Source organism: Caballeronia sp. AZ10_KS36 (assembly GCF_023631105.1).
Lineage (GTDB): Bacteria > Pseudomonadota > Gammaproteobacteria > Burkholderiales > Burkholderiaceae > Caballeronia.
Map to the genome: position 1 here is coordinate 1 of NZ_JALQDQ010000016.1, position 22,363 is coordinate 22,363.

General features: G+C 65.6%; 22 protein-coding genes. 11 read left to right on the forward strand and 11 right to left on the reverse strand.

Annotated elements, in window-relative coordinates; translation table 11 throughout:
• The first annotated feature begins 210 nt into the window (after window positions 1-210).
• Together NCR35_RS08770 and NCR35_RS08775 are read left to right on the forward strand one after the other, a co-directional pair.
• Window positions 211-789 (forward strand): hypothetical protein, encoded by a 579-nt coding sequence (locus NCR35_RS08770; protein ID WP_250534067.1) that lies wholly within the window; start codon window positions 211-213, stop codon window positions 787-789.
• A 73-nt stretch (window positions 790-862) separates the two neighbouring features.
• On the forward strand, window positions 863-1,921 hold the full coding sequence (locus tag NCR35_RS08775) for a diguanylate cyclase domain-containing protein (RefSeq protein WP_502801666.1): 1,059 nt from the start codon (window positions 863-865) through the stop codon (window positions 1,919-1,921).
• Window positions 1,922-1,946: 25 nt separating this feature from the next.
• On the opposite strand, the gene NCR35_RS08780 is transcribed toward NCR35_RS08775, so the two are convergent.
• Window positions 1,947-2,858 (reverse strand): recombination-associated protein RdgC, encoded by a 912-nt coding sequence (locus tag NCR35_RS08780; protein WP_250534068.1) that lies wholly within the window; start codon window positions 2,856-2,858, stop codon window positions 1,947-1,949.
• Between the two features lie 166 nt (window positions 2,859-3,024).
• On the opposite strand from NCR35_RS08780, the gene NCR35_RS08785 reads away from it, so the two are divergent.
• On the forward strand, window positions 3,025-3,342 hold the full coding sequence (locus NCR35_RS08785; RefSeq protein ID WP_250534069.1) for a hypothetical protein: 318 nt from the start codon (window positions 3,025-3,027) through the stop codon (window positions 3,340-3,342).
• A 50-nt stretch (window positions 3,343-3,392) separates the two neighbouring features.
• Here NCR35_RS08785 and NCR35_RS08790 read toward each other — a convergent pair whose 3' ends face one another.
• Window positions 3,393-3,551 carry a hypothetical protein gene (locus NCR35_RS08790; protein ID WP_250534070.1) on the reverse strand — a complete coding sequence of 53 codons (159 nt, stop codon included), beginning with the start codon at window positions 3,549-3,551 and terminating at the stop codon, window positions 3,393-3,395.
• Window positions 3,552-3,623: 72 nt separating this feature from the next.
• Complete coding sequence (locus NCR35_RS08795; RefSeq protein WP_250534071.1) at window positions 3,624-4,451, reverse strand: EamA family transporter; 828 nt, start codon at window positions 4,449-4,451, stop codon at window positions 3,624-3,626.
• A gap of 152 nt (window positions 4,452-4,603) precedes the next feature.
• On the opposite strand from NCR35_RS08795, the gene NCR35_RS08800 reads away from it, so the two are divergent.
• From NCR35_RS08800 to NCR35_RS08810, 3 genes are all read left to right on the forward strand, one after another.
• Entirely contained in the window at window positions 4,604-5,998 is a 1,395-nt protein-coding gene (locus NCR35_RS08800) for a selenium-binding family protein (RefSeq protein ID WP_250534072.1), read from the forward strand.
• A 33-nt stretch (window positions 5,999-6,031) separates the two neighbouring features.
• Window positions 6,032-6,679, forward strand: coding sequence for a hypothetical protein (locus NCR35_RS08805; RefSeq protein ID WP_250534073.1), 648 nt, complete (start codon window positions 6,032-6,034; stop codon window positions 6,677-6,679).
• A 193-nt stretch (window positions 6,680-6,872) separates the two neighbouring features.
• Window positions 6,873-7,562: a class I SAM-dependent methyltransferase gene (locus NCR35_RS08810; protein ID WP_250534074.1), complete on the forward strand. Its 690-nt coding sequence runs from the start codon at window positions 6,873-6,875 to the stop codon at window positions 7,560-7,562.
• Window positions 7,563-8,399: 837 nt separating this feature from the next.
• On the opposite strand, the gene NCR35_RS08815 is transcribed toward NCR35_RS08810, so the two are convergent.
• Together NCR35_RS08815 and NCR35_RS08820 are read right to left on the reverse strand one after the other, a co-directional pair.
• The gene (locus tag NCR35_RS08815) at window positions 8,400-9,491 is read right to left on the reverse strand and encodes a hypothetical protein (protein WP_250534075.1); all 1,092 of its coding nucleotides are present in this window, start codon (window positions 9,489-9,491) and stop codon (window positions 8,400-8,402) included.
• 165 nt (window positions 9,492-9,656) lie between these two features.
• Window positions 9,657-9,872 carry a hypothetical protein gene (locus tag NCR35_RS08820; protein WP_250534076.1) on the reverse strand — a complete coding sequence of 72 codons (216 nt, stop codon included), beginning with the start codon at window positions 9,870-9,872 and terminating at the stop codon, window positions 9,657-9,659.
• Window positions 9,873-10,048: 176 nt separating this feature from the next.
• Here NCR35_RS08820 and NCR35_RS08825 point away from each other — a divergent pair, with 176 nt between their 5' ends.
• Complete coding sequence (locus tag NCR35_RS08825) at window positions 10,049-11,092, forward strand: T6SS phospholipase effector Tle1-like catalytic domain-containing protein (RefSeq protein WP_250534077.1); 1,044 nt, start codon at window positions 10,049-10,051, stop codon at window positions 11,090-11,092.
• Window positions 11,093-11,270: 178 nt separating this feature from the next.
• Here NCR35_RS08825 and NCR35_RS08830 read toward each other — a convergent pair whose 3' ends face one another.
• Window positions 11,271-11,681: a hypothetical protein gene (locus NCR35_RS08830; protein ID WP_250534078.1), complete on the reverse strand. Its 411-nt coding sequence runs from the start codon at window positions 11,679-11,681 to the stop codon at window positions 11,271-11,273.
• Window positions 11,682-11,886: 205 nt separating this feature from the next.
• On the opposite strand from NCR35_RS08830, the gene NCR35_RS08835 reads away from it, so the two are divergent.
• Entirely contained in the window at window positions 11,887-12,645 is a 759-nt protein-coding gene (locus tag NCR35_RS08835; protein WP_250534079.1) for an SDR family NAD(P)-dependent oxidoreductase, read from the forward strand.
• A 77-nt stretch (window positions 12,646-12,722) separates the two neighbouring features.
• On the opposite strand, the gene NCR35_RS08840 is transcribed toward NCR35_RS08835, so the two are convergent.
• The 4 genes from NCR35_RS08840 to NCR35_RS08855 form a co-directional block, all read right to left on the reverse strand.
• Complete coding sequence (locus NCR35_RS08840; protein WP_250534080.1) at window positions 12,723-13,958, reverse strand: porin; 1,236 nt, start codon at window positions 13,956-13,958, stop codon at window positions 12,723-12,725.
• 369 nt (window positions 13,959-14,327) lie between these two features.
• Window positions 14,328-14,600: a hypothetical protein gene (locus NCR35_RS08845; protein WP_250534081.1), complete on the reverse strand. Its 273-nt coding sequence runs from the start codon at window positions 14,598-14,600 to the stop codon at window positions 14,328-14,330.
• A 101-nt stretch (window positions 14,601-14,701) separates the two neighbouring features.
• The gene (locus tag NCR35_RS08850) at window positions 14,702-15,859 is read right to left on the reverse strand and encodes a Rieske 2Fe-2S domain-containing protein (RefSeq protein ID WP_250534082.1); all 1,158 of its coding nucleotides are present in this window, start codon (window positions 15,857-15,859) and stop codon (window positions 14,702-14,704) included.
• Window positions 15,860-15,993: 134 nt separating this feature from the next.
• Window positions 15,994-16,623, reverse strand: coding sequence for a DUF938 domain-containing protein (locus NCR35_RS08855; RefSeq protein ID WP_250534083.1), 630 nt, complete (start codon window positions 16,621-16,623; stop codon window positions 15,994-15,996).
• 298 nt (window positions 16,624-16,921) lie between these two features.
• On the opposite strand from NCR35_RS08855, the gene NCR35_RS08860 reads away from it, so the two are divergent.
• The 3 genes from NCR35_RS08860 (at window position 16,922) to NCR35_RS08870 (ending at window position 20,013) form a co-directional block, all read left to right on the forward strand.
• Window positions 16,922-17,482, forward strand: a complete 561-nt coding sequence (locus tag NCR35_RS08860; RefSeq protein WP_250534084.1) for an ankyrin repeat domain-containing protein — start codon at window positions 16,922-16,924, stop codon at window positions 17,480-17,482.
• A 91-nt stretch (window positions 17,483-17,573) separates the two neighbouring features.
• On the forward strand, window positions 17,574-18,743 hold the full coding sequence (locus tag NCR35_RS08865) for a hypothetical protein (RefSeq protein ID WP_250534085.1): 1,170 nt from the start codon (window positions 17,574-17,576) through the stop codon (window positions 18,741-18,743).
• A gap of 31 nt (window positions 18,744-18,774) precedes the next feature.
• Window positions 18,775-20,013, forward strand: coding sequence for an MFS transporter (locus NCR35_RS08870; RefSeq protein ID WP_250534086.1), 1,239 nt, complete (start codon window positions 18,775-18,777; stop codon window positions 20,011-20,013).
• A gap of 797 nt (window positions 20,014-20,810) precedes the next feature.
• Here NCR35_RS08870 and NCR35_RS08875 read toward each other — a convergent pair.
• Window positions 20,811-22,193 (reverse strand): FAD-containing oxidoreductase, encoded by a 1,383-nt coding sequence (locus tag NCR35_RS08875; RefSeq protein ID WP_250534087.1) that lies wholly within the window; start codon window positions 22,191-22,193, stop codon window positions 20,811-20,813.
• Window positions 22,194-22,363 lie beyond the last annotated feature (170 nt).

Sequence of the window (22,363 nt, forward strand, 5' to 3'; positions counted from 1 at the left end):
CCCCCCCCCCCCCCCCCCCCCCCCCCCCCCCCCCCCCCCCCCCCCCCCCCCCCCCCCCCCCCCCCCCCCCCCGCCCCGCCCCCCCCCCCCCCCCCCCCCCCCCCCAACGATCCATCCGTACCGCTTGCCGCGTCCGAGACCGCGCTCGACTTCGACGACGATCTCGACGCGCCGCGCGCGCCCCTGCGCTTCGGGCGGCTCGCGCTCTGGATGGCGTCGGCCAGCGCGCTCGGCATCGGCGTGCTCGGCACGGTCGCCTACAGCATGTGGTTCAACCACGACCAGCGCGTCTACACCGAAGCGATGGCGAGCGCGCGCCGCACGCTCGGCATCGACCAGCCGGTGATCGCCGCGGGGCCGCCTGCGCAAACGCTGTCGTCGGGTGTCGTGCAGCCGCCGCCCACCGCGAGCCTCGTCGCGGCGCACTCGGACACCACCGCGCTCGCCGACAACCCGCCCGCCGACACCTCCGACACCACGAGCCTCGGCCCCGTCGCGGTCGCGCCGGTGGCCACAGCCGCGACCGTCGCTGGTGCATCGCAGGATGCGGCGTCGCCAACGCGAACGGCGGCCGGGCCCGCGTCGCAGACGGTCGCGGCGAATCGCCCGAATCGCGGCGCAAGCGGCCAGCCGGTGCGCACGGCGCAAGCGAAAGAGGCTGCCCGGCATCGGGCGTCGCGTGCCAGGGCCGAGCCCGGACTCTTTGCCCGCGTGGGCGCGTTCTTTCATCGAGTGAGCTATCGACGCAATGCCACATCCGGCCAGCGAGAGGAATATTCCCGTCCGTGAGCACGGCGCGACGCATGCGCTCGCGGCGCGCGCCGCACGCGCGCTCGACGAGGCCCGCAAGCAGGCCGGGCGGCTGCGCATGCCCGGCCCCGCGCCGATGGCCGCCGCCGCGTTGCTGTGTCTTCTCGTCGGCCTGCTCTTTCTCGCGTATCAGGTGCGCGGGATTTTTTCCGCGCAGCTTCAGCAGGAATACGTCGGGCTGGTGCTTCAGGCCGTCGACCGCGCGGACGCGGCGCGCGCTTCCGCGATCGCGCTGAAGGACGCATCCGCCACCGACCCGCAACATCGCGCCGCATACCGCGAGGCCCGCATCGAGTGGGCCGCGCGGCTCACGAGCCTGCACGCGCTCATCACGTCGAGTCCGACGCCCGCGCCGGCGTTGCCGCCATCCGCGCTATCGGCGGCAGCGGACTTCAACCAGGCGAGCGCCGCGCTCGATTCCGCCGACGCCTACTGGCGCGATCAACGCGATCGCGCGAGCAGCGACGTGCGGGGGCGCATCGTGAGCGCGTCGCACACGTTGATTGCGTTGTCGGCGGTCGTGTTCGGCGTGCTCATCACGGCGCTCGGCATGTATGCAAAACGCAATCGGCAGCTCGTCGGCATCTCCAGCGAATTCGAGCACGCGTCGCTGCACGACGCGATGACCGACCTGCCCAATCGCCGCAAGCTCTTCGCTGCGCTGGAGGAATCGGCGGAAGCGCTCGCCGACGGCTCGCAAGCCAAGCGCATCGCCGTGCTGTATATCGACCTCGACGGCTTCAAGCGCGTCAACGACACGCACGGGCACCGCATCGGCGATGAATTCCTGATTGCGGTGTCGCGTCGTTTTCGGCAGACCGTGCGCAACAGCGATATCGTCGCGCGCATCGGCGGCGACGAATTCGCGGTGTTGGTCAGGGAGTTTTCTAGCGATCTGGAACTGGCGGCCATTGCGCAGCGCATCATCCATTGCGTCGCGGAAACGGACACGCGCATGGGCTTGTCGCTCGTGCGCGCGAGCATCGGCATTGCGAGCTTTCCGGATCGCGTGACCGATTACTGGCGGCTCGTCGCCGCCGCCGACGAAACCATGTACGCCGTCAAGCGCAACGGCAAGAACGGCTACGCGTTCGCGTCGGCGGCCTCATAACTGCGCTCTTCTGCGCGATCGCGCGTCAGGCAGCCGCGCGCAGGTCTTCTTCGCCGCCGAGCGCTTCGGTCAGCGCCGCAAAAAGGCGCGCGAGTTCGCCGGTCATCAGCAGGAAATCCGATTCGAAGCGTTCGTCGTCGTTCGAGGCGGTGGGATCGGCTGCTTCCTTGATGACGTCGAGCGGGCTCACGCGCTTGAGCGTGAGCGACGGCGTGAGCACGAACGACACGCGGTCGTCCCAGGTCATTGCAAGACGCATGCATTGCTTGCCCGCTTCGATATGGCGGCGCATGTCCTCCGCTTCCAGCGCGTGACCGACATAGCGCACGGTCGCGTTGCCCTCGCCCGCCGAACGCAGTTCCGTATCGCGATCGAGCGTGAAGCCCGCGGGCGCGTCGCCCGTCAGCAGCCATTCGGTCATCGCCGACACGGCCGAGCGCGCGACCCGCACGCTCGCGAGCGGCAAGTCCGTGACCGACTTCACCAGCAAGCCGATGATGTCGTCGGCGAGCGTGGCCGATGCCGCGTCGATGGCGAGCCAGCCATGCACCGGATCGATCCACACGCGCGTATCGCGGCGAATGCTGAACGCGCGCGGCAGCAGTTCATCGGTCACCTGCTCCTTGAGTTCGCGCATCTGCTTGCGGCCCGGCTTGAAGCCCTGTTGCTCCTCCAGTTCCAGCGCGCGTTCCTTCGTGAACTGCGTGACCACGGATGCGGGCAGGAGCTTTTTCTCCGCGCGGTACGTGAGCAGCATCTGGCGATTCACGGTGTAGACGAGCGCATCGTCGCCGCGCGGCGAGACCCAGCCGCGCCGCTCGTTTTCGATGCTCGATGCATCGCTGAACGCAAGCGGCGCGAGCCACTGCTGCATCTGATCGGGCGTGACGGTCCAGTGAACGGGAAGACGGTGAAGCTGAAGATTCTTGAACCACATGGCGGCGCTTTCGATGTTGTTCGGAAAAGCGGGCCATTCTATACGACGCATGCGGCGTGGCGCGAGCCGTCGGCTTCATGCGATTCGATGCAGCGCATCCATCGGCAGAAACGGGACTACACTGAGGGCGCCCGGTCGCACGCGTGCATCGGGCGAGGAGGCTGGAATGATCGATCTAGACGCGAGCCGCACGTTCCGCGGGCTACCGCTCACGCCCGAGCAGGACGCCGAAGTCAGGCACTACATCAAGAAGAAAAAGCAGCGCGGCGAGCCGTGGAAGACGCCCGAATTGCGCGCGATGCTGCGCGACATGCTGGAGCCGCCCGACGAAGAAAGCGCGATGAATGAAGTCGCGGACGATGACGCGCGCTCGGTGGCGGAACGGGCTTCGGCTTTCATCGACGATGTCATGGACCCGATCGAAAGCAGCGAGGAATGGCACGCGGCAATGGAAGCCGAAGCGATGAAAGGCCCGCGGCGTTGATAGAACCAGCGCCGGGCGGCGGCCGGCGCCGTTTGCGTCCGCACGCTCGTTCAGTGCCTGCGATGCGTCCAGTCTCGCGGCGGATGCGTGTCCAGCCAGCGCGATTTCGGCGGATGAATGTTCGGATGCTTGTGATGCATGACGAGAATCACGATGGCGCATAGCACCACGACGACTCCCACCATCAAGCTGATCATCGGCTCGGTCATCGCAACCTCCTTCGGGCTCGAGGGGCAACGCTTTCATTGTAGGTGCTTGCGCCGCCGCAGAACACGCGAATCTCACGCGCCGATGCACACCGCGCCCGCCGCGATCACGCAACAGGCCAGCAGGCGCTGCGCCGTCAATTGCTCGCCGAGGAAGATGCGCCCGATCAGCGCCGCGAACACGACGCTCGTTTCGCGCAGAGCGGAGACCGCGCCCATCGCGCCGAACTGCATCGCCCAGATGACGATGCCGTACGCGGCCACCGATACGAGCCCACCCGCCACGTTTTGCGCGACGATGGCGGCGGGCGCGCGCAACGCATGCCGCCCTCGCAGCGCGATGAAAAGCGGCAGCATCAGCAAATAGAACGCGAACATCCACGCCGTGTAGGAGAGCGCGTGGCCCGAAGCGCGCACGCCGATGCCGTCGATCACGGTGTAGACGGCAATGGTCGCGCCGGTGACGAACGCGGCCAACGCGCCCTTTCCCGACACATTGCCGCGCTGCAACGCCAGCCACACGATGCCCGCCGATACCAGCACGATGCCCGCCACGGGGAGCGCGCCCGGATGCTCGCGCGCGAAGAACGCCGCGCCGAGTGCGACGAGCATCGGTGAAGAACCGCGTGCGATGGGATACGTCGCGCCGAGGTCGCCGCCCTGATAGGCACGCACGAGCGCCATGTTATAGCCGATATGCACGAGCCCCGACGCCACGATGCACGGCCACGCGCCGCTCGCGGGCAACGGCAGGAACGGAATCGCCACGACGGACACGATGCCGATGCAGACGCTCATCCACGTCATGGAGAGGAAGCGGTCCGCGTTGCCGTGCAGCATCGCGTTCCAGGTCGCGTGTAACAGTGCGGCGAAGAGCACGCAGCCGCCTACGTAGCTGAACATCCGTCGAACCGTCCTCTTTGAGAAGTGCCCAGTCTAAGGCAGACGGGATCGCGGCGCGACAGCTTTGTATTGCGCAATCCCTTATATGCGAGCCGCCGCACGCGCTCAAACCATGTCCTATAGTGCAGATGACCGCATGAGGGAGACACGACATGGCGACATGGAAACCCGACCCGAGCTTCTACCCTTCCCCGCGTCTTGCCGCGAAGGCGCCCCGCGAAACGCTCGCTTACGTCGCGACGTTCGATCCCGAGCGCAAGAGTCCGGACAAGCTCTCCGTCGTCGATGTGGACCCGGATTCATCGAGCTATGCGCAAATCGTCGGCGAACTGGCGATGCCCGACGCGGGCGACGAACTGCATCACTTCGGCTGGAACGCATGCTCCTCGTGTCTGTGCCCGAACGCGCCGCATCCGCATATGGAGCGGCGCTATCTCGTCGTGCCGGGACTGCGTTCGTCGCGGATTCATATCGTCGATACGAAGCCCGACCCGAAGAATCCGGTCATCGTGAAGACGATCGAGCCTGAAGAACTTGCCGAGAAAACGGGCTATACGCGTCCGCACACGGTTCATTGCGGACCGGGCGGCATCTATGTCACCGCGCTCGGCAACGCCGGAGGCAAGGCGCCGGGCGGCGTGCTCATGCTCGATCAACAGAGCTTCGATCCGCTGGGCCGCTGGGAAGTGGATCGCGGACCGCAGCAACTGGCCTACGACGGCTGGTGGCATCTCGGCTACGACACGATGGTCACGAGCGAATGGGGCACGCCCGACACCTTCGAAGAGGGCCTCGTGCCCGAACTGCTGCTCGGCGCGAAATACGGGCGCAAGCTGCATTTCTGGGACTTCACGAAGCGCAAGCATGTTCAGGAGATCGACTTCGGCGACGAGTATCAACTCGTCTTCGAACTGCGGCCCGCCCACGATCCGACCAAGGCGTATGGCTTCGTCAATTGCGTCATCAGCCTGAAGGACCTGTCTTCGTCGATCTGGACGTGGTATCGCGACAAGGACAAATGGGCCGTGAAGAAAGTGATCGATATTCCGGCCGAGCCCGCCGATGCGTCGGTGCTGCCCCCGCTCTTGCAGGGCTTCGGCGCGGTGCCGCCGCTCGTGTCCGACATCGATCTATCGATGGATGACCGCTTTCTCTACGTGTCATGCTGGGGCACGGGCGACATGCTGCAATACGACGTGTCCGACCCCTTCGCGCCGAAACTCACAGGCAAGGTCCGCATCGGCGGCGTGGTCGCGCGCGCGACGCATGCGGGCGCGAAGAACGGTTCGCTCAACGGCGGCCCGCAGATGGTCGAAGTCAGCCGCGACGGACGACGCGTGTACTTCACCAACTCGCTCTACGGCGCGGTCGATGCGCAGTTCTACCCCGAAGGCATCGACGGATGGATGGTCAAGCTCGACGCGGGTCCGGACGGCGGCCTCGCCATCGACGAGAAGTTTTTCATCGACTGGCCCAAGGGACATCGCCCGCATCAGATCCGGTTGCAAGGCGGCGATTGTTCTTCGGACTCCTATTGTTATCCGTGAGTTGTCTTTGATGCTTGCGCGAGACGCCATCTCATGAATGCCGCTCCGCCCTCGCTCTGGCTCACGGCGGCGGGCCTCGGCGCGTTTCATGGCGTGAATCCCGCGATGGGCTGGCTCTTCGCGCTCGCACTCGGTCTCTATGCGCATAGCAGGCGCGTGGTGCTGGTGTCGCTCGTGCCGATTGCGCTCGGGCATGCGGTATCGGTGGCGCTGGTGCTCGCGGGCGTGCTGACGCTCGGCTCGGTGGTCGGCCATCAGACGCTTGCGCGCGGCTCGGGCGTGTGTCTGATCGGCTGGGGCGTGTGGCGTGCGTGGCGCGGGCATCGCGGACGGCCGACAGTGGGCATGCGGACCGGTCTCGCGGGTCTCGCGCTATGGTCGTTCGTCATGTCCAGCGCGCACGGCGCGGGTCTCATGCTCGTGCCCGCCCTGCTGCCGTTCTGCGGAGGCGCGCGTGCAGCGGGCGCGGTGGGCGCATCGTCGGCAGCCGCGTTCGAGGCCGGCGCGCTCGCGCTGTCCGTGCATACCGTGGCGATGCTCGCTGTGATCGCGGTCATCGCGCTGGCCGCCATGTCGCTGCACGAGCGTACCGGCCTTGCTTTCCTGCGCACGGGCTGGGTCAACGTCGACTGGCTCTGGAGTGTGGCCCTGATCGCATGCGGCATCTGGCTCTGGGTGTAGCGTGGATGCCGCTTTTCGTTGCCCGCGGCGATGGCGGGCGGCGGCAGAAGTTCGGCGTCTAACGCCTACCGCCGCCGATTGCACGAGTCCGCGCGTCCCGGCAATATCGCCGAAAACGACGAAAAAAACGCTTGCTGCGCCGAGATACGGACCCGGCCGGTCCGATAAGAGTGATAACAACGGGGACTCTGTCATGCGCGAAATCTCGTACGAAGAACAAACCGTCAACTCCATCAATCCGCTCGCGCGCTTCGCGCATCGCACGCGCATGACCATGGCGACCGAGCTCGTCACCGGTCTATGCCCCGCACGAGGAACCGTGCTGGACTTCGGCGCGGGACCGGGCCTTTTTCTGCATACGCTCGGCGAGTCGCGGCGGGACATCACGTTGATCGGCCATGACAAGTTCATGGCACCCGCCTTCGCCGAAGTGAAGTATGCGGAGTCGCTGGACACCGTTGCATCGCATAGCGTGGACGTGTTGGCGGCCTTCGAGGTCTGCGAGCATCTCTATCCGCGCGAATTGGACGCGCTGCTCGATGACGCCGCGCGCATTCTGAAGCCGGACGGCGCGCTCGTCATTTCAGTGCCGATCATGTATGGCCTCGCGATTGCGGCGAAGGTGTCGAACTGGATGATTCGCAGCCGCACGCTGAAGTCGGAATACACGCCCGCGGAACTGCTGAAGTCAATTTTCGGCATGCGCGTGATCCGGCCGGCGAACCCGCGCACGACGCACAAGGGCTTCGACTTTCGCGAACTTCGCGCGCTTGTGAGCGAGCGCTTCGTTGTCGATGCCGTGCATACCAGTCCGGTGCCGCACGCGCCTTGGTGGGTTAGTTCGCAGTACTTTATGGTTTGCCGGGGGCGTGGGCGGGGTTGAGACTTGCTTGTCGCGGTAGGTTCGCGGCCGAGCGGGCTTTCGAAAAGGGTGTGCGCCTGTGGAAGGCAGTCGCGCAGATCGGGCGCAGTACTGCTGAGTGCGATGTCACGGGTTTCGGAGGTCAGGTCTGCGAGGAACGCGCGTCGACGAGCTTTTTTCTGCCCGCGTGTGCGTTGCTGCTGACGGCTCCCTTCAGAAAGCGACGCGTGCAGGCACGGGTCGCTGGTCGGGGAACGGCGGCGTCACACGCGCGAGGACAGGCGGCGGCATTCTGCATGCAACACGCCGCATACGAAATGCGGGCGCGCGGGCGAGGTTAAGGTCTGCGGGCAACGCGCGTCGCGGAGTTGCGCTCGCGTCCGCTTCCAGACAGCCGCCCCTTCCGGAAAACAACGCTTCGACCCGCGCGTCGCTGCGGCTGAACGGGAGCGTATGCCTATGCGGACAGGTTGCGCCCTGCATTCTGCACGCAACACGCCGCATGCAGAATGCAGGGCGCGCGGGCCAGGTTAAGGTATGCGGGCAACGCGCGTCGCTGCGGCTCAACGCGAGCGTCAGCGTATGCGTATGCGTATGCGGACAGGCTGCCGCCGGCATTCTGCATGCGAGACGCTGCATGATAGATGCCGAGTGCGCGCGGCGAGGTTTAAGTGAGCGGGCAACCCGCGTCGCGGAGCTTTCCCGGCCGCGTCCGCTTCAAGATTAGCGGCGCCTTTCGGGAAGCAACGCTTCGACTCGCGCGTCGCTGCGGCTGAACGCGAGCGTCAGCCTAGGCATATGCGGACAGATTGCGGCCGGCATTCTGCATGCATCACGGCGCATGCAAAATGCCGGGCATCAGTTCGCCGGAATCGTCACGACCGGCGCCTTCGCCGTATCCGTCACCTCGCCGAGCGCCATCAGGTTCTGCACCACGGTGAATGCGTACTTCGAATCGAAGTCGGCGCGGTCGATCCAGTAGTTCGACTTGTCGTAAAGCACGCTGACGTAGGCGTCGGGCGGCGCTTTCTCGCCGACTTTCACGACGATCGTCGGACGCGTTTCTCCGCCGATCAGCCCGATCGTCGGCTTCGTCGCCCCGCTGCCGACCTGCGAATCCGGCACCGGGATTTGCGCGCCGAGATCCGTCAGGATGCCGAGCACCGAGCGCGTGACCATCGGAATGCGATCGTGATCCGCCGACTGTCCGTACACGATCTCGTAGGTCTTCATTTTGGGTGAGAGGTGCAGAAGCCTGCGCACGAGCGCGAGGTCGTCGACGGTCTGCTTGTTCGCGCCGCTGCGCGTCGCGCCTAGCGTCATGAAGATGCGCGGCTGATGATCCTGATCGCGCGTTTCCACATTCAGCTCGCCGGCAAGTTGCAGACGGCGCAGCGCCTGAATCAACAGGAAGAAGTCCGGCGCGCCCGACGCGTTGGGGCCGCCGAGCGCGTTGCCGTTCTGCAGGCCCGCGATGGATTGGGCGGTGATGCGCAGCAACAAGTCGACCGGGATGCCGCTTTCCGCGAGCGGCAGCACGAGCGTCGGTGACAGCGGGCGAATATACGCGCTGGCGTACGCGTCGCCGGTGGTCGGAGTGAAGGTGAACGTCGGGTGGTTCGAATACGAGACGCTGCCCGAGGCTTGCGCGTAGTTCGGCTGTGCGCCGGAACCTGCATTCAAAATTGCGCCGCCCGTTGCATCGAAGGTGTATGCGGCGATGATGCTGCTCACCGTGAGAAACGATGGCGCATCGGCGAAACGCAATCCGACGATGGCGGCTAGGATCTCGCGCTTTTGCGCGTCGCCGAGGGCGCGGGCGTAGTCGACCTGGTCGGCCTTCAGCCGCGTGGGGCCGATGCCCGAGCAGCCCGCCGCGAGGAATGTCGCGCTGAGCAGTGCGATGGATAGGGCTTTCGTTGATTTGCTGGTCGGTGTCGTCCGGTTCATATGGCCTTGAGTGAGGTCAGCGAGAAGGATCGTCGGCGCGGTGGCCGCGGAGCCTCGGGGCCGGCAGCAATTCTCATACCATTTTCAGTCTCGGACGCTCAGGCACGAGCCTTCCGCCCGTTGCATCGGGCGAAGCAACGGGACTAACTAACCACGCAACTACGTTCAGGAAGCGTCTTTTGGTGCGTCGCGGCGCTCGGGCGGCGTCGGCTTTTCACGCCCATCCGATATGTGCCGACTCGCCTGCGCATGATGAGCGACGAGTGCATCGAGACGATCCTGCGCGAAACGCGGGCCATCGTCGCGTGCATGCGCCGCCCCGCTCGCGAGCATGGCGCCCGTGATGAGGGCGACAGCTGTCAGGCGTTTGGTATTCATCATTCACCTCCGCAGGAAGACGGGATGCGTGCGTCGATGCTCGATCGCGAGCCTCTCCCGTATCCGCCAAAATACAGCGTCGCCGCGCCGTCTGCATGTTGCATGCAAAGGCGGCCTTGCGGGCGGCGCGGGCATCTCCTATCCCTTAGCTGAAAGGCTACGTTCAGGAGACGCTCGCCATGAGACTCGCCATTTTCTTCGACGGCACCTGGAACGAGCCGAACGACCGCACCAACGCCTACCTGCTCTACAAGCTCGCGCCCGAGACCGACAATCAGGAGACGCTGTACGTGCCGGGCGTCGGGACACAGGGCAACGGGCTCTTCGCGCTGGCGAACAAGTTTCTCGGCGGCGCGTTCGGCGACGGCCTCTCCACGAACATCAAGAGCGGCTACGCGTGGCTCTGCCAGCGATACAGACCCGATGCATCGATCTATATCTTCGGCTTCTCGCGCGGCGCCTACTCAGCACGCAGCCTGGCCGGCCTCATCCGCAAATGCGGTCTGTCGAACGACTGGAGCGATGCGTCCATCGATCAGGCGTACGGCATTTATCGCGACCAGGGCGTCGGGCCATCCGACGACTCCGTGCGGGCGTACCGCAAGCAGTTCGCGCGCGAAGTGGACGTCGCGTTCATCGGCGTGTGGGATACCGTCGGTGAACTCGGCATTCCTATCGGCGGCCTGCCGGTGCCGGGCTTTTCCAGCTATTACAACTTCCACGACACCACGCTCGCCAACACCACCCGCGCGGCTTACCACGCGATAGCGGCAAACGAATTCCGCTCGCTCTACAAGCCTACGCTCTGGACGAAGGGAACCGAAGACCGCGGGACGCTGCCGCTCGAGCAGCGATGGTTTGCGGGCGCGCACGCGAACGTGGGCGGCGGCTATCTGAGCCCGCCGCGTGATCCCGCCGATCTGCTGCCGCTGATTCCGGCGGAATGGCTGCGGCAAAAGGGGCAATTGCACGGACTTCAGTTCGACAAGCCGATCGAGATTCCGAAAGAGGCTTACTCGTGCGAACCGATCGACTCGTATACAGAATTCACGAAGATGAATCCGTTGCTCGAAGACGTGTGCAAGAAAGAGCCGCGCGTCGCCGGAGCCGCGCTCAACGAGACGGTGGACATCAGCCTTGCGAACAGGCTCGGCGCGTCCAGCTTTTTGGATGCATTCCCTTCTCTGCGTGACCAGTTGCGCTCACTCCCGGTCGGAACGTGAGGGCATTCTGCATGCAAGATTCACACAGAAGAATCTGCCGCTGAATGACATCTGCTAGAAGGAGCGCGTCGCCGGACACGCTCAAGAGCCGGTCGACCTTGGCTTTGTGAACCAACGCCGACCATCCAGTATTTTTGAATGCGTTTTCCGCGCACGGGTCGCAACAACGAGCGCTCTGTCAGAAGAGATGCGGCGGCGTTCGATCCACCATATCCCGCGGCAGCGGTTCTTCCAGTTCGAACTCGACGCTCGGGAAATCCTGCAGGCGGCCCGCCACCTCGGCTTCGCCTTCGCTCGTGAAGAGGCCGTCGAGATAGTCGAAGGTCAGCTTGTCGACCAGCGCCTTCAGCGCAAGCTCGGGGCTGCGCTTCGGCTCGACCGCGATGTCGTCCACGTCCAGGCGCGCGCAGTATTCCCCGCCCTTCGATTCCATCGCGCCGATGTCGATCACCTTGCCATCGACGTTCTGCGCCAGCACGCGCTGCTCCACGGCGAACAGGCGAAAAGGCCGCTCGAGTCCGATCGGGTCGCCCGAGCCTGACGTCGAGCCGGTCTGGTCTTTTGCATTCGAATTCGTTTGCGCTGTCATCGCTGTTTCTCCTCGGATGCTTACGGTGGTCTTTTCGAAGCAAGCCACGCGCCCGATGCGGTGCTCCAGGGAACATCGCGCAACGTTTCCATTGCGGGCCGCGTCGTCCTAAAGTGCTGTAGTCACCCCGATGCAATGCGCGAGTTACCACTCGCGGAATGCAACTCGCGGGACGAACCCAAAGGAGCAGCCAGTGGACGGAACCATGAGCGCGAAAGTCGCAGTCATCACGGGAGCGGGCCGCGGGCTCGGCCGCAGCGCGGCACTCAAGCTCGCGCAGCAGGGCGTGGGCATCATCGGTACGTGGCACAGCGACGCCGCTGCGGCCGAAGCCGTGGCCGGCGAGATCGAGGAATTCGGCTGCAAGTGCGCGATGCTGCCGCTCGACGTCGCCCGAAGCGAAACCTTCGGCGCCTTCGCGGACGAAGTATGCAAGGCGCTCGAACAATCGTTCGAACGCACGAACTTCGATTTCCTCGTGAACAACGCGGGAATCGGCATACATGCGGCTTTCGCCGACACCACGCCCGAGCAGTTCGACCAGCTCGTGAACATTCACCTGAAGGGGCCTTTCTTCCTGACGCAGGCGCTGCTGCCGTTCCTGCACGAGGAAGGCAGCATCGTGAACGTATCGAGCGGACTGACGCGCTTCGCGCTGCCGGGCTACGCGGCGTATGCGGCGATGAAAGGCGGCATCGAAGTGCTGACGCGCTATCTCGCGAAGGAGCTGGGGCCGCACGGCATCACGGTCAACGCCATCGCCCCCGGCGCGATCGAAACGGATTTCGGCGGCGGCGTCGTGCGCGACGATCAGGAAGTGAACGAATTCGTCGCGCAGAACACGGCGCTCGGGCGCGTGGGCCTGCCGGACGACATAGGCGGCGCGATCGCCGCGATGCTCTCCGACGGCAACCGCTGGATGACGGCGCAGCGCGTCGAGGTGTCGGGCGGGATGTTCATCTGACGAGACGCGGTCGCGCGAACGAAGGCGAAAAAAAACCGGACGCCGAGGCGTCCGGTTCGCTGTGAAGCAGGTGCGGCTTAGAAGCGGTGGATGATGCCGACGCCCGCCGCAAACATGCTGCGCGATGCCGACGGAGCCGTGTTGAAGCCGTCGCCGATGGTCGCGTTTGCGGCCGTCTGTGCATTCACGGCGCCGGTCGGCGAGAACGTCGGCTGCGCGAGCGTACGACCGTTGGCGCGCTGGAACGCTTCCAGCGCGTACAGGCCGGTGCGCTTCGACAGCGAGTAGTACTGGGACAGGTTGAACTGGTGGTAAGACGCTGCATCCGAGATGCCGTTCGCCTTGCTGGCCCACGTGTAGCTGTAGCCCGCCGCGAAGTCCCATGCCGACGTCGCCTTCCAGTGCAGCACCGTGCCGGCCGTATTGAAGACGGCTTCGTCGGTGAACTTCGAATTGATGCCCGGAATGTATTGAACGTTGGTGTAGGTCGCGGTGATGTCCCACGCGCTGTTGAACGTGTAGCCGAGGCCCACCGCGAAGCGGTTCTGGGCTTGCGCGCCCTGGTAGCCGTTGGTCACGGCGGACACGCCCGACTGGCCTGCGGTGTTGGTCGTCGATGCATCGCCGTACACGCCGCCGCCGACCGTCGAGTTGTTGATGCGCGTGAACGCCACCGTGCCGCCGATCGGGCCTTGCTGATACTGGACCGCCGCCGACCACGTCGAGCCCTGGTAGACGCTGCCGGGCACGCCGGCAAACGAGTACGAGCCGCTGACCGTCACGCCATACAGCTTCGGCGACGTATAGACGACCGAGTTGTTCGCGCGGTAGATCGTATCGAGTTCGTCCAGATCGCCCGGGTGCGCGCCGAAGTAGCCGGTCAGCCAGTTCGTCGGGCTATACGGCGACATCAGCGTGTAGTACGACGTGTACTGACGACCCACGGTCAGCGTACCGTAGTTCGCGTTCGTGAGACCGACCCATGCCTGGCGGCCGAACATCGCGTTGGTGTACTGCTGCGCGCCGTTGTTGATGTTGAAGCCGGATTCCAACTGGAAAATAGCCTTGTTGCCGCCGCCGAGATCTTCCGCGCCCTTCAGGCCGAAGCGGCTGCCCGCCCAGATGCCCGAGGCGAGCTTGACGTTGGAACGACCCGGCTGGGTCTTCGCCAGATTGGTCTGGCTGCTCTGATAGACGATCGAATCGTCGACGATACCGTACAGCGTCACGCTGCTTTGCGCGAACGCCGGCGCGGCGGCTGCGAACGCGGTCGCGGCGATGACGGCGGCCTTGGTCAGTTTGAAGCCCTTCATTTCTTCTCCTCTTGCTTTATGCGGTATGAGCGGATTCTTCGTCGTCGACGCGGAACCGGCGCGCTATCGCGCCGCGAGCGCAACTTTTATCGCTGGCAAGTGTATGGCTTGCGGATGGAATTCGAAAGAATCGCGCGTACTGGTGTCTTTTTTTTTCACCGTGTGGTTAACCAGTATTTGCTAGCGCGCAAATATTTGGCAACCAGGCACGAAACTGACAGAAAACCAACGCAGTGCGGGCGCGCGCGCCGGCCGGTGAGCCGCACGGCGCTTGCAGAGAAGAGAGAGGGCCGCAATGAAACACGCGCGACAGCGAGTCGCAAGAGAACGCATGCCTGCGCTCCGGCCGTAAAGCCCGACGCAAAGACGCTACTGCTCGATCTTCGCGCGCAGTTCCCGAGCCGTCTCCAGCAGCCCTTCATAGCCCGAGCGGGCGTGCGAAGGCAGATCGGGATCGCCGACGAGCGTGCCGAGCGTCTCGATCAGGCTGTACAGGATGCCCTTTGCCGCCCCTGCGGCCATTCGTCCGGCGGCGACGGATTCATCGACGTGCGTGATGGCCGCATCGAAATGCTCGACATCCGGATGCGCTTCGTCGAGGTTCGGGGAGAGCGGGCGCGGATCGGTCGGGTCGTCTTTCATGATGGTCTGCCTTCGTAGCTGTGCACGCTTCCTGTATAACGCCGCCGCGCGACGGCCGCAATCCGGGAACGCCGCGCCGCGGTGTCGCGCCGCCGTGTCGCCTAGGGTGCGGGCACTTCCTGCACGGGCACGATGCGATGCACGCGCCGGCCGTCGCCCGGATGCGCGCCGGCTGCGCGATGCGGCACGCCGTGCTCCATCAGAAGCGCGCGCAGTTCGTTGATCACCGGAAAGACTTCGTGATTGTGGTCCGCGCCCTGCCGGTCGTGCGCTTCCTGCTCGCGCTCCACGATCCACCGGTCTTCCTTGAAAATGCGCTCGGTGAACCACACGAGCAGCGGCCACGCGACATCGAGCAGGCCGGAGATTTTCGGGCGGCGGATCGACAACAGGCCGAAGGTGCGGTTGGTGCGCTGCTCGGCGTCGAGCGGCACGTAGGCGATCCACAGGTCCATCACCATGGTCTCGTCTTTCGTGCGGATCTTGAGCGTCTGGTACGGGTAGTCCGTGCGGATAGTCATGACGTCCTTCTGCGACGCGTCCGGCTTCTCGCCGCGCTTCTGCCCGAATACGAGCGCCTCGCCGATCGGCTGCTTGCCCGCTTCGCGCGCGAAGGTGTAGTCCACTTCGATCCAGTCCTCGCCCCGGCGACGCCCGAGCGAGCGCGCCCGCATGCTGCCCATCTGCCGGCGATGCAGAAACTGATGGTTCATGTCCATCAGGTTCTCATGCATGAACGTGTAATGGCACTTCACTTCGCGGCCGAAGCGGCGCGTCTTGTAGGCCTTGTCGGTCGCGCTCACGAGCGACGGAAACTTCGCGGCGGCGGCGCGCTGCGGGTCGCCCGTGAAGACGAAGACGAGCCCCGCTTCCTCGCGGCACGGATACGCGCGCACGCCGTTGGGCAGACGCTCGCGGCCGAGATACGGAATGTCGGTGCAGCGGCCGGTGCAGTCGTAGGTCCAGCCGTGATAGCAGCAGCGAATGGATTCGCCGTCGACCACGCCCGCTGAGAGCGGCACTTGCCGATGCGCGCAGCGGTCTTCGAGCGCGAACACCTTGCCCGAGTCCGTGCGCACGAGCACGATCGGGTCGCCCGCGAAGCGCACCGCGTGCGCGCGGCCGCGCTTCACTTCGCCCGACCACGCGAGCGGATACCAGTGATCGGGATGGATGTCGGTGCGGCGCAAGTCGCGCGGGGTTCCCGGCGTATCGGTGAGAGCGCCATCCTCATCGCCTTGCGGCAACGCTGCGTGCATGTAGAACGCCTCCGGTAGAGGGAGATCAGGGTACGCGCCGTCGGAGCGGCGCAAAAACGACACGACGAACGACTTCCGCAGTCTACACGGCGACGCGTATTTCGGCGCGAGCGAAAAGCCGCAGGCGGCGGCGCCTACGGCTTCGCGTCTTTTACGAACACGAGACTGAAGTTGTTCGCCGGCATCGGAACGGCTTCGGCGAGCGCGAATCGCGCGTCGTGCGCGAGGGCCTCGACGGCTTCCATGTCGCGCACGCCCCAGCGCGGATCGGTGGCGCGCAGCTGGGCATCGAATGCTTCGTTGCTCGGCGCGATGTGCGCCCCGTTGCGCCGATACGGCCCATACAGGTACAGTACGCCGCCCGCAGCCAGCCGCTTCGCCGCCCCGCGAAGAAGCGCCTCGGCCGCTTGCCACGGCGCGATATGGATCATGTTGATGCAGACGATCGCCGCCACGTCGCCGATGCCCCAATCGCTCTCGGTCACGTCGATGGCAAGCGGCGCGGCGAGGTTCGAGAGGCCCGCATGCGCGCGCCACGCGGCGATGGAATCGCGGGCGGCGGCGTCCGGATCGCTCGGTTGCCAGACGATGTGCGGCAGCGCCGCCGCGCAATGCACCGCATGCTGGCCGGTGCCGCTCGCGATTTCGAGGACCATGCCGCTTGGCGGCAGCACGCGTGCGAGCACCGTTAGAATCGCATCGCGATTGCGTTCGGCGGCGGGCGCGCGGCGGCGCACGCTGGCTTGAGGATTGGGAGCTTGCATCGAGCTTGATCGCAGGTGGGCCGATGGCGGCAATGGTTGCGTCGAGACTAAGGGCGCGCGCGCCCCGGCGTCAAGCCGTCGCGAGCAACGAAAGCCTTGGCGCAAAACGTGCTGCCCGGGCTTTTCATCGACCGTCGCCGCAGACGCGTACTTAGGCGCGGAGCATCATCAACCTGTGTATGCTCCCGATGAGCCGGCGCGCGCTCGCCTCTTTCGAGTGTCTCGGCAAGTCCACGCCCATCATCGAATGCATCACGACGAAACGGCGCGCCGCAGAGCGCCCGACACGGAGCCAAACATGCAGCAGGACAGCAATCAGAACCCGGAACAACCGGGGCGCGAAGGCCCCGACGAAGAGACCATCGCGTTTGCGAACGAAGTCTTCAACGCAGCGCGCCGGGGCGATGCCGCGTTGCTCGAAGTCTGGTTGAAGAAGGGCTTGCCGCCGAACCTGCGCAACGACAAAGGCGACAGCCTCGTGATGCTCGCGAGCTATCACGGCCACGCCGACGCGGTGCGCGTGCTGCTTGAACACAACGCCGATCCGGACATGCGCAACGACAACGGCCAGACGCCGATTGCCGGCGCCGCGTTCAAGGGGTTCAAGGACGTCGCCGAGACGCTGCTCGATCACGGCGCGGATGTCGAAGGCGCATCGCCCGATGGCCGCACCGCGCTGATGATCGCGGCCATGTTCAACCGCGTCGAGATCCTGGATCTGCTGATCGCTCGCGGCGCGAATCCAGACGCCCGCGATCAGGGCGGCTTGTCCGCGCGTGAAGCCGCCGCGAGAATGGGCGCTTCCGACACGGCGGCGCGCCTCGCCAAAAACGCGGACCCGGCAGCGCGCGGCGCATGAGCGCATCGAACGAACAGGGACGCGAGCGCGCAGCGCGTTCATCGACACACACAAAAACTGGAAGGCGGCCCGGACACATGGAGCGTTTGTGATGGCAGGCGGTATCTCGCATCGGGGCGATGCGTCGTCGGTCGGCGCGGCCGCTTTTGTGCCCGCTCTTTGGACCGCGCCCGCGGCGGCGCGGCTGTTCGCTCTGGTATGCGCCCTCGTCCAACGCATGCGCGCGCTGCGGCTATCGTCGGTGCTCGTCGTGCTCGGCGCGTGCAGCCTGTCGGCCTGCGGGATCTTTCAGCAGCAGACGCCCGCGCCCATCGTCGAGCATTCGTACATTCCGGGACCGAGCGAGACCGAAACGAACGAGCCGGAAGAACCCGCGCCCGTCGTCACCGTGCCGGAGCCCGCGTCCGCCGTGAAGCCGGCGCCCGCGCCGAAGCCGAAGCGCCGCGTCGTGAAACCGAAGCCGCCGGAGCCGGTCGTGACGCCGCCGCCGGAGCCGCCCGAGCCGCCGCCCCCGCCGCAGATCATCTCGACGCGCCTCATGCAGCACGACCAGCTTCACGGCCTGCTCGATGCGGAAGTTCAGCGTCCCGACGGCAAGGTTGTCGGCCGCGCGGTCGATCTGTACGTCGATCCGTCGGCGAAACCCAAGTTGCTGATGGTCAACCTGTCCGGCTTCATGGGCATCGGCGATCGCAAGGTCAATTTTCCGTGGACGGCGTTTCGCTTCACGCCGAATTCGAAGACCGCGCCGATCACCTTCCTGCCACCGCCGCCGCCCGCGAAGGGCAAGCCGGCGGCGGACCCGGTGCCGAAGCCGCAGCCCGTCAGCGAGGCGCCGTCCAACTTCGTGCCGCTCGTCGATTCGACGGTGACGCAGAAAAACGGCGCGCGCATCGGCCGCGTGGTCGACGTGCTCGTCGATTCGCAGGCGCAACCGCAGGCGCTCGTCGTCGATCTGTCGAGCTCGCTCGCCGCGGACAAGCGCCACGTCGCGGTGAACTGGAGCGATCTGCAGGTGGTATCGCGCAACAAGCAGCTCGCGCTGCAGATGGATTTCAACGACGCGCAACTGAAAGCCGCGCCCACCTATGCGCCCGAGCAGCCGATCAAGATCGTGTCGCCGGTCGTTCCCGCGCCGGCTTCGTCGGCGGGGGCGAGCGGCGCGGCGAGCGCAGCGGGCTCGGCCAACTCCGGCGGCACGACCGCCTCGGGCGCGGTGGCGGCGCAAACGCCCTCGTCCGGCGCGCGCCCGGCCCGATAACGGAACACCACATGGATAACCGATTCACGACATGGTAATTGCACGCAGTCTGCGCGCGCTCGACTGGCTGAACTTCTTCGTCGCCAACGTGCAGACCGGCTTCGGCCCGTTCATCGCTTCGTACCTTGCGGCCAACAAGTGGACGCAGGGCGAGATCGGCCTGATGCTGTCCGTCGGCACGATCAGCGCGATGGCGAGCCAGCTTCCCGCGGGCGCGCTCGTCGACGCCATGCGCAACAAGAAGTTCGCGGCCCTTTCGGCGATCGTCGCGATCATCGCGAGCGCGCTCTTGCTCGCCGCGAGTCCGACCTTCGTCCCCGTGTTCGCGGCGGAAGTGCTGCACGGCTTCGCGAGTTGCATGCTGGTCCCGGCGATGGCCGCGATCTCGCTCGCCCTCGTCTCGCGCGCCGATCTCGGCGACCGGCTCGGGCGCAATGCGCGCTGGGCGTCGATCGGCAGCGCGCTCACGGCGGCACTGATGGGCGCGTTCGGCGAGTATCTGTCGCTGCGCTCGGTGTTCTTCCTGACGGCGGCGCTCGCGCTGCCCGCCATTGTCGCGCTGCGGATGATTCACTACGAGCCGCTGCCCGCCGTGCCGCGCACGCCCGGCAAGCCGAAGCTCACGCCGGAGGGCGAAGAGCGCGAATCGCTGCGCGAACTGCTGAAAGACAAGCGCCTGCTCATTTTTGCAGCGTGCGTCGTGCTGTTTCACCTTTCGAACGCGGCGATGCTCAATCTCGCCGCCGGCGAAGTCACCGCGCACATGGGCGACAACGTTCAACTCGTGATCGCGGCGTGCATCATCGTGCCGCAGTTCATCGTGGCGGCCCTTTCGCCTTGGGTCGGACGGCAGGCGCAGAAGTGGGGGCGGCGTCCCGTGTTGATTCTCGGCTTCTGTGCGTTGCCGGTGCGCGCGCTGCTGTTCGCGGGCGTCAGCAGTCCGTATCTGCTCGTGCCGGTGCAGATGCTCGACGGCATCAGCGCGGCCGTGTTCGGCGTGATGCTGCCGCTGATTGCGGCCGATGTCGCCGGCGGACGCGGCCACTACAACCTGACGATCGGCTTCTTCGGGCTCGCGGCGGGCGTCGGCGCGACGCTCTCGACGGCGGCGGCCGGTTTCGCCGCCGACCGCTTCGGCACCGCGATGAGCTTTTTCGGGCTGGCGGCGGCGGGCGCGATTGCGGTCGCGCTCGTCTGGCTCGCGATGCCGGAAACGCGGGGCGCGGCGGTGGCGCCCAAGAACGTGCAGAAGCCGCCGGTTGAGGCTTGAGGCGTGGTCGGGGCGGTCTTCGTTGTATGGCGCGTCGGCATTCTGAATACAAGAGACGCGCGACGCGGCGGTTGCGCCGGAGCTGGACTACCCGTGAGCGCGCAGTTTTGGGCGGCTTGAAAAGGTCAGAGAACGTCGGCACCAGTAGCCCAGCCGTCGCATCGCTGTGCATCGCGCTGTGTATGCGGTGTCGGGCATTCACGATGCCGTCGCGCCGTGCATCCGAGACGCGACGGGCGCGCTTGTGTCGGCTGCTCAACGTCGTCGCACAACGGCTACATCGGGTCGCTTACCCTCGGTTCAACGTCCATCGGGTGGCAGGCAGTGTATGGCGTGTTGACATTCATAATGCCGTCGCCGAGTACGCACAACTCCGGCGCATTCGGTCGTGCCAGCGGCTTCGGTTGCCGGATGACCCTAGCGTCAACTTTCTCACTATCGGTTGACTTGCACGGCGCGCCGTGCCTCGCGCGTCGGCATTCAAAATGCCGCCGTGCTTCCCAGGAAACGTGACGGCGTGGTTATGTCGGCGACTCCAAAGTGGCCCACAACGGCTATATCGACACACCTTCGGCTGACTGCGCATTTAAGGCAGGCAGCGTTGGCGGGTTGGCATTCATAATGCCGTCGACCAATACGTAGTGACGCGGCGCGCTCGGTAGTGCGAGCGGCTCCAGTCGCCCGGCGCAGTTAGCGTCAACTCGCGCATCATCGGTCGAACCTGCACGACGCGCCCCGCGCCATGCGTCGGCATTCAAAATGCCGTCGCGTCTTGAATGCAGCCACGGCCATCGCCCTTACCCCAGCGGCTTCAGATCACCCAACAAAGTCGGCACTAGCTCGCTCACCGTCGGATGAATATGCATCGCGCGTTGCAGCGTGGTGTACGGCGCGTCCGCATTCATGATGTCGACGAAGGTATGAATCACTTCGTCACCCTCGATGCCGAAAATCGCCGCGCCGAGAATGCGCTTCGTCTTCGCATCGACGAGCGCCTTTATGAAGCCGTCCGTCTCGCCGCGCTCCCGCGCCCGGCCGACGCGCGACATCGGCATCGTCGCGATCAGCGCGTCGCGCCCGTCTTGCCTCACGTCCTCCTCGCTCATGCCGACGCGGGCGAACGGCGGATCGACGAACACCGCGTACGTCATGATGCGCGTATCGACCGTGCGCGATTCGCCATCGAGCAGATTGGCCGCGACGATCTCATAGTCGTTCCACGACGTATGCGTGAAAGCGCCGCGCCCGTTCACATCGCCGATTGCCCAGACGCCATCCACTTTCGTGCGCAACTGGCCGTCCACGTCGATCAGGCCGTGCCGGTTCACGTCGATGCCCGCGTTGTCGAGTCCGAGATCGTCGGTATTCGGCGTGCGTCCCGTCGCAAAGAGAAGATGCGACGCGTCGATGGCTTCGTCTCGCAGCAAAATCCGCACGCCGTCGTTCGTCCGTTCGACGCGCTGCGGCTCTGCGCCAAAGCGAAACTCGATGCCTTCGCGCACGAGCACGTCCTGTATCGCGCGAGCGATATCGGCGTCCTCGCGCGTCAAAATGCGCTCGCCGCGCACGAGCAACGTGACGCGGCTGCCGAAGCGCCGGAACATCTGCCCGAACTCCAGCGCGATATAGCTGGCGCCGACGATCACGAGATGCTCGGGCACGTGCGTCAGTTCGAGTACGTTCGAATTGGTGAGATAGGGCACGCTGTCGAGCCCGTCGATGGTGGGCACCGCGGCGCGCGTGCCGGTGTTGATGAAGATCATGCCGGCGTCGATCTCGTGTGTTTCGCCGTCGCTGCCTTCGATAAAGAGCGCATGCGGACCGGTGAAGCGTGCGTGGCCCTTGAATACCGTCACGTTTGGCGTTTGATTGAGCCATTGCTCGATGCTGTCGCGCGATGCGCCGATCACTTCGTCCTTGCGCGCCTTCACGCGCGCCATGTCGACCGTAATGGGCCCGCCGATATCCACGCCGTATTTCGCCGCCGTGCGCGCAACATGCGCGGCGCGTGCGCTCGCGACATAGGTTTTGGTCGGCGTGCAGCCGAAGTTGACGCAGGTCCCGCCGAAAAGATGCCGCTCGATGACGGCCGTGCGCTTGCCGCTCTGCGCGAGCCGCACGGCAAGGGGCGAGCCGCCCTGCCCTGTACCGATGACGACTGCATCGAAATGCTCTGACATGCTGGAGCCTCCCTGACCGTTGTGCGCAACGCAAAGACGAAGACGACGACGAAGACGCGGACGAAGACGAGCCGATGGCAATGCCCGGCCATCTTACGCCGATCCCCGCGCACGGGCATGCTCCGTGCTCGCCCCACCCCATTGGCCTTTCGCCCGGCTCGAACCGACTC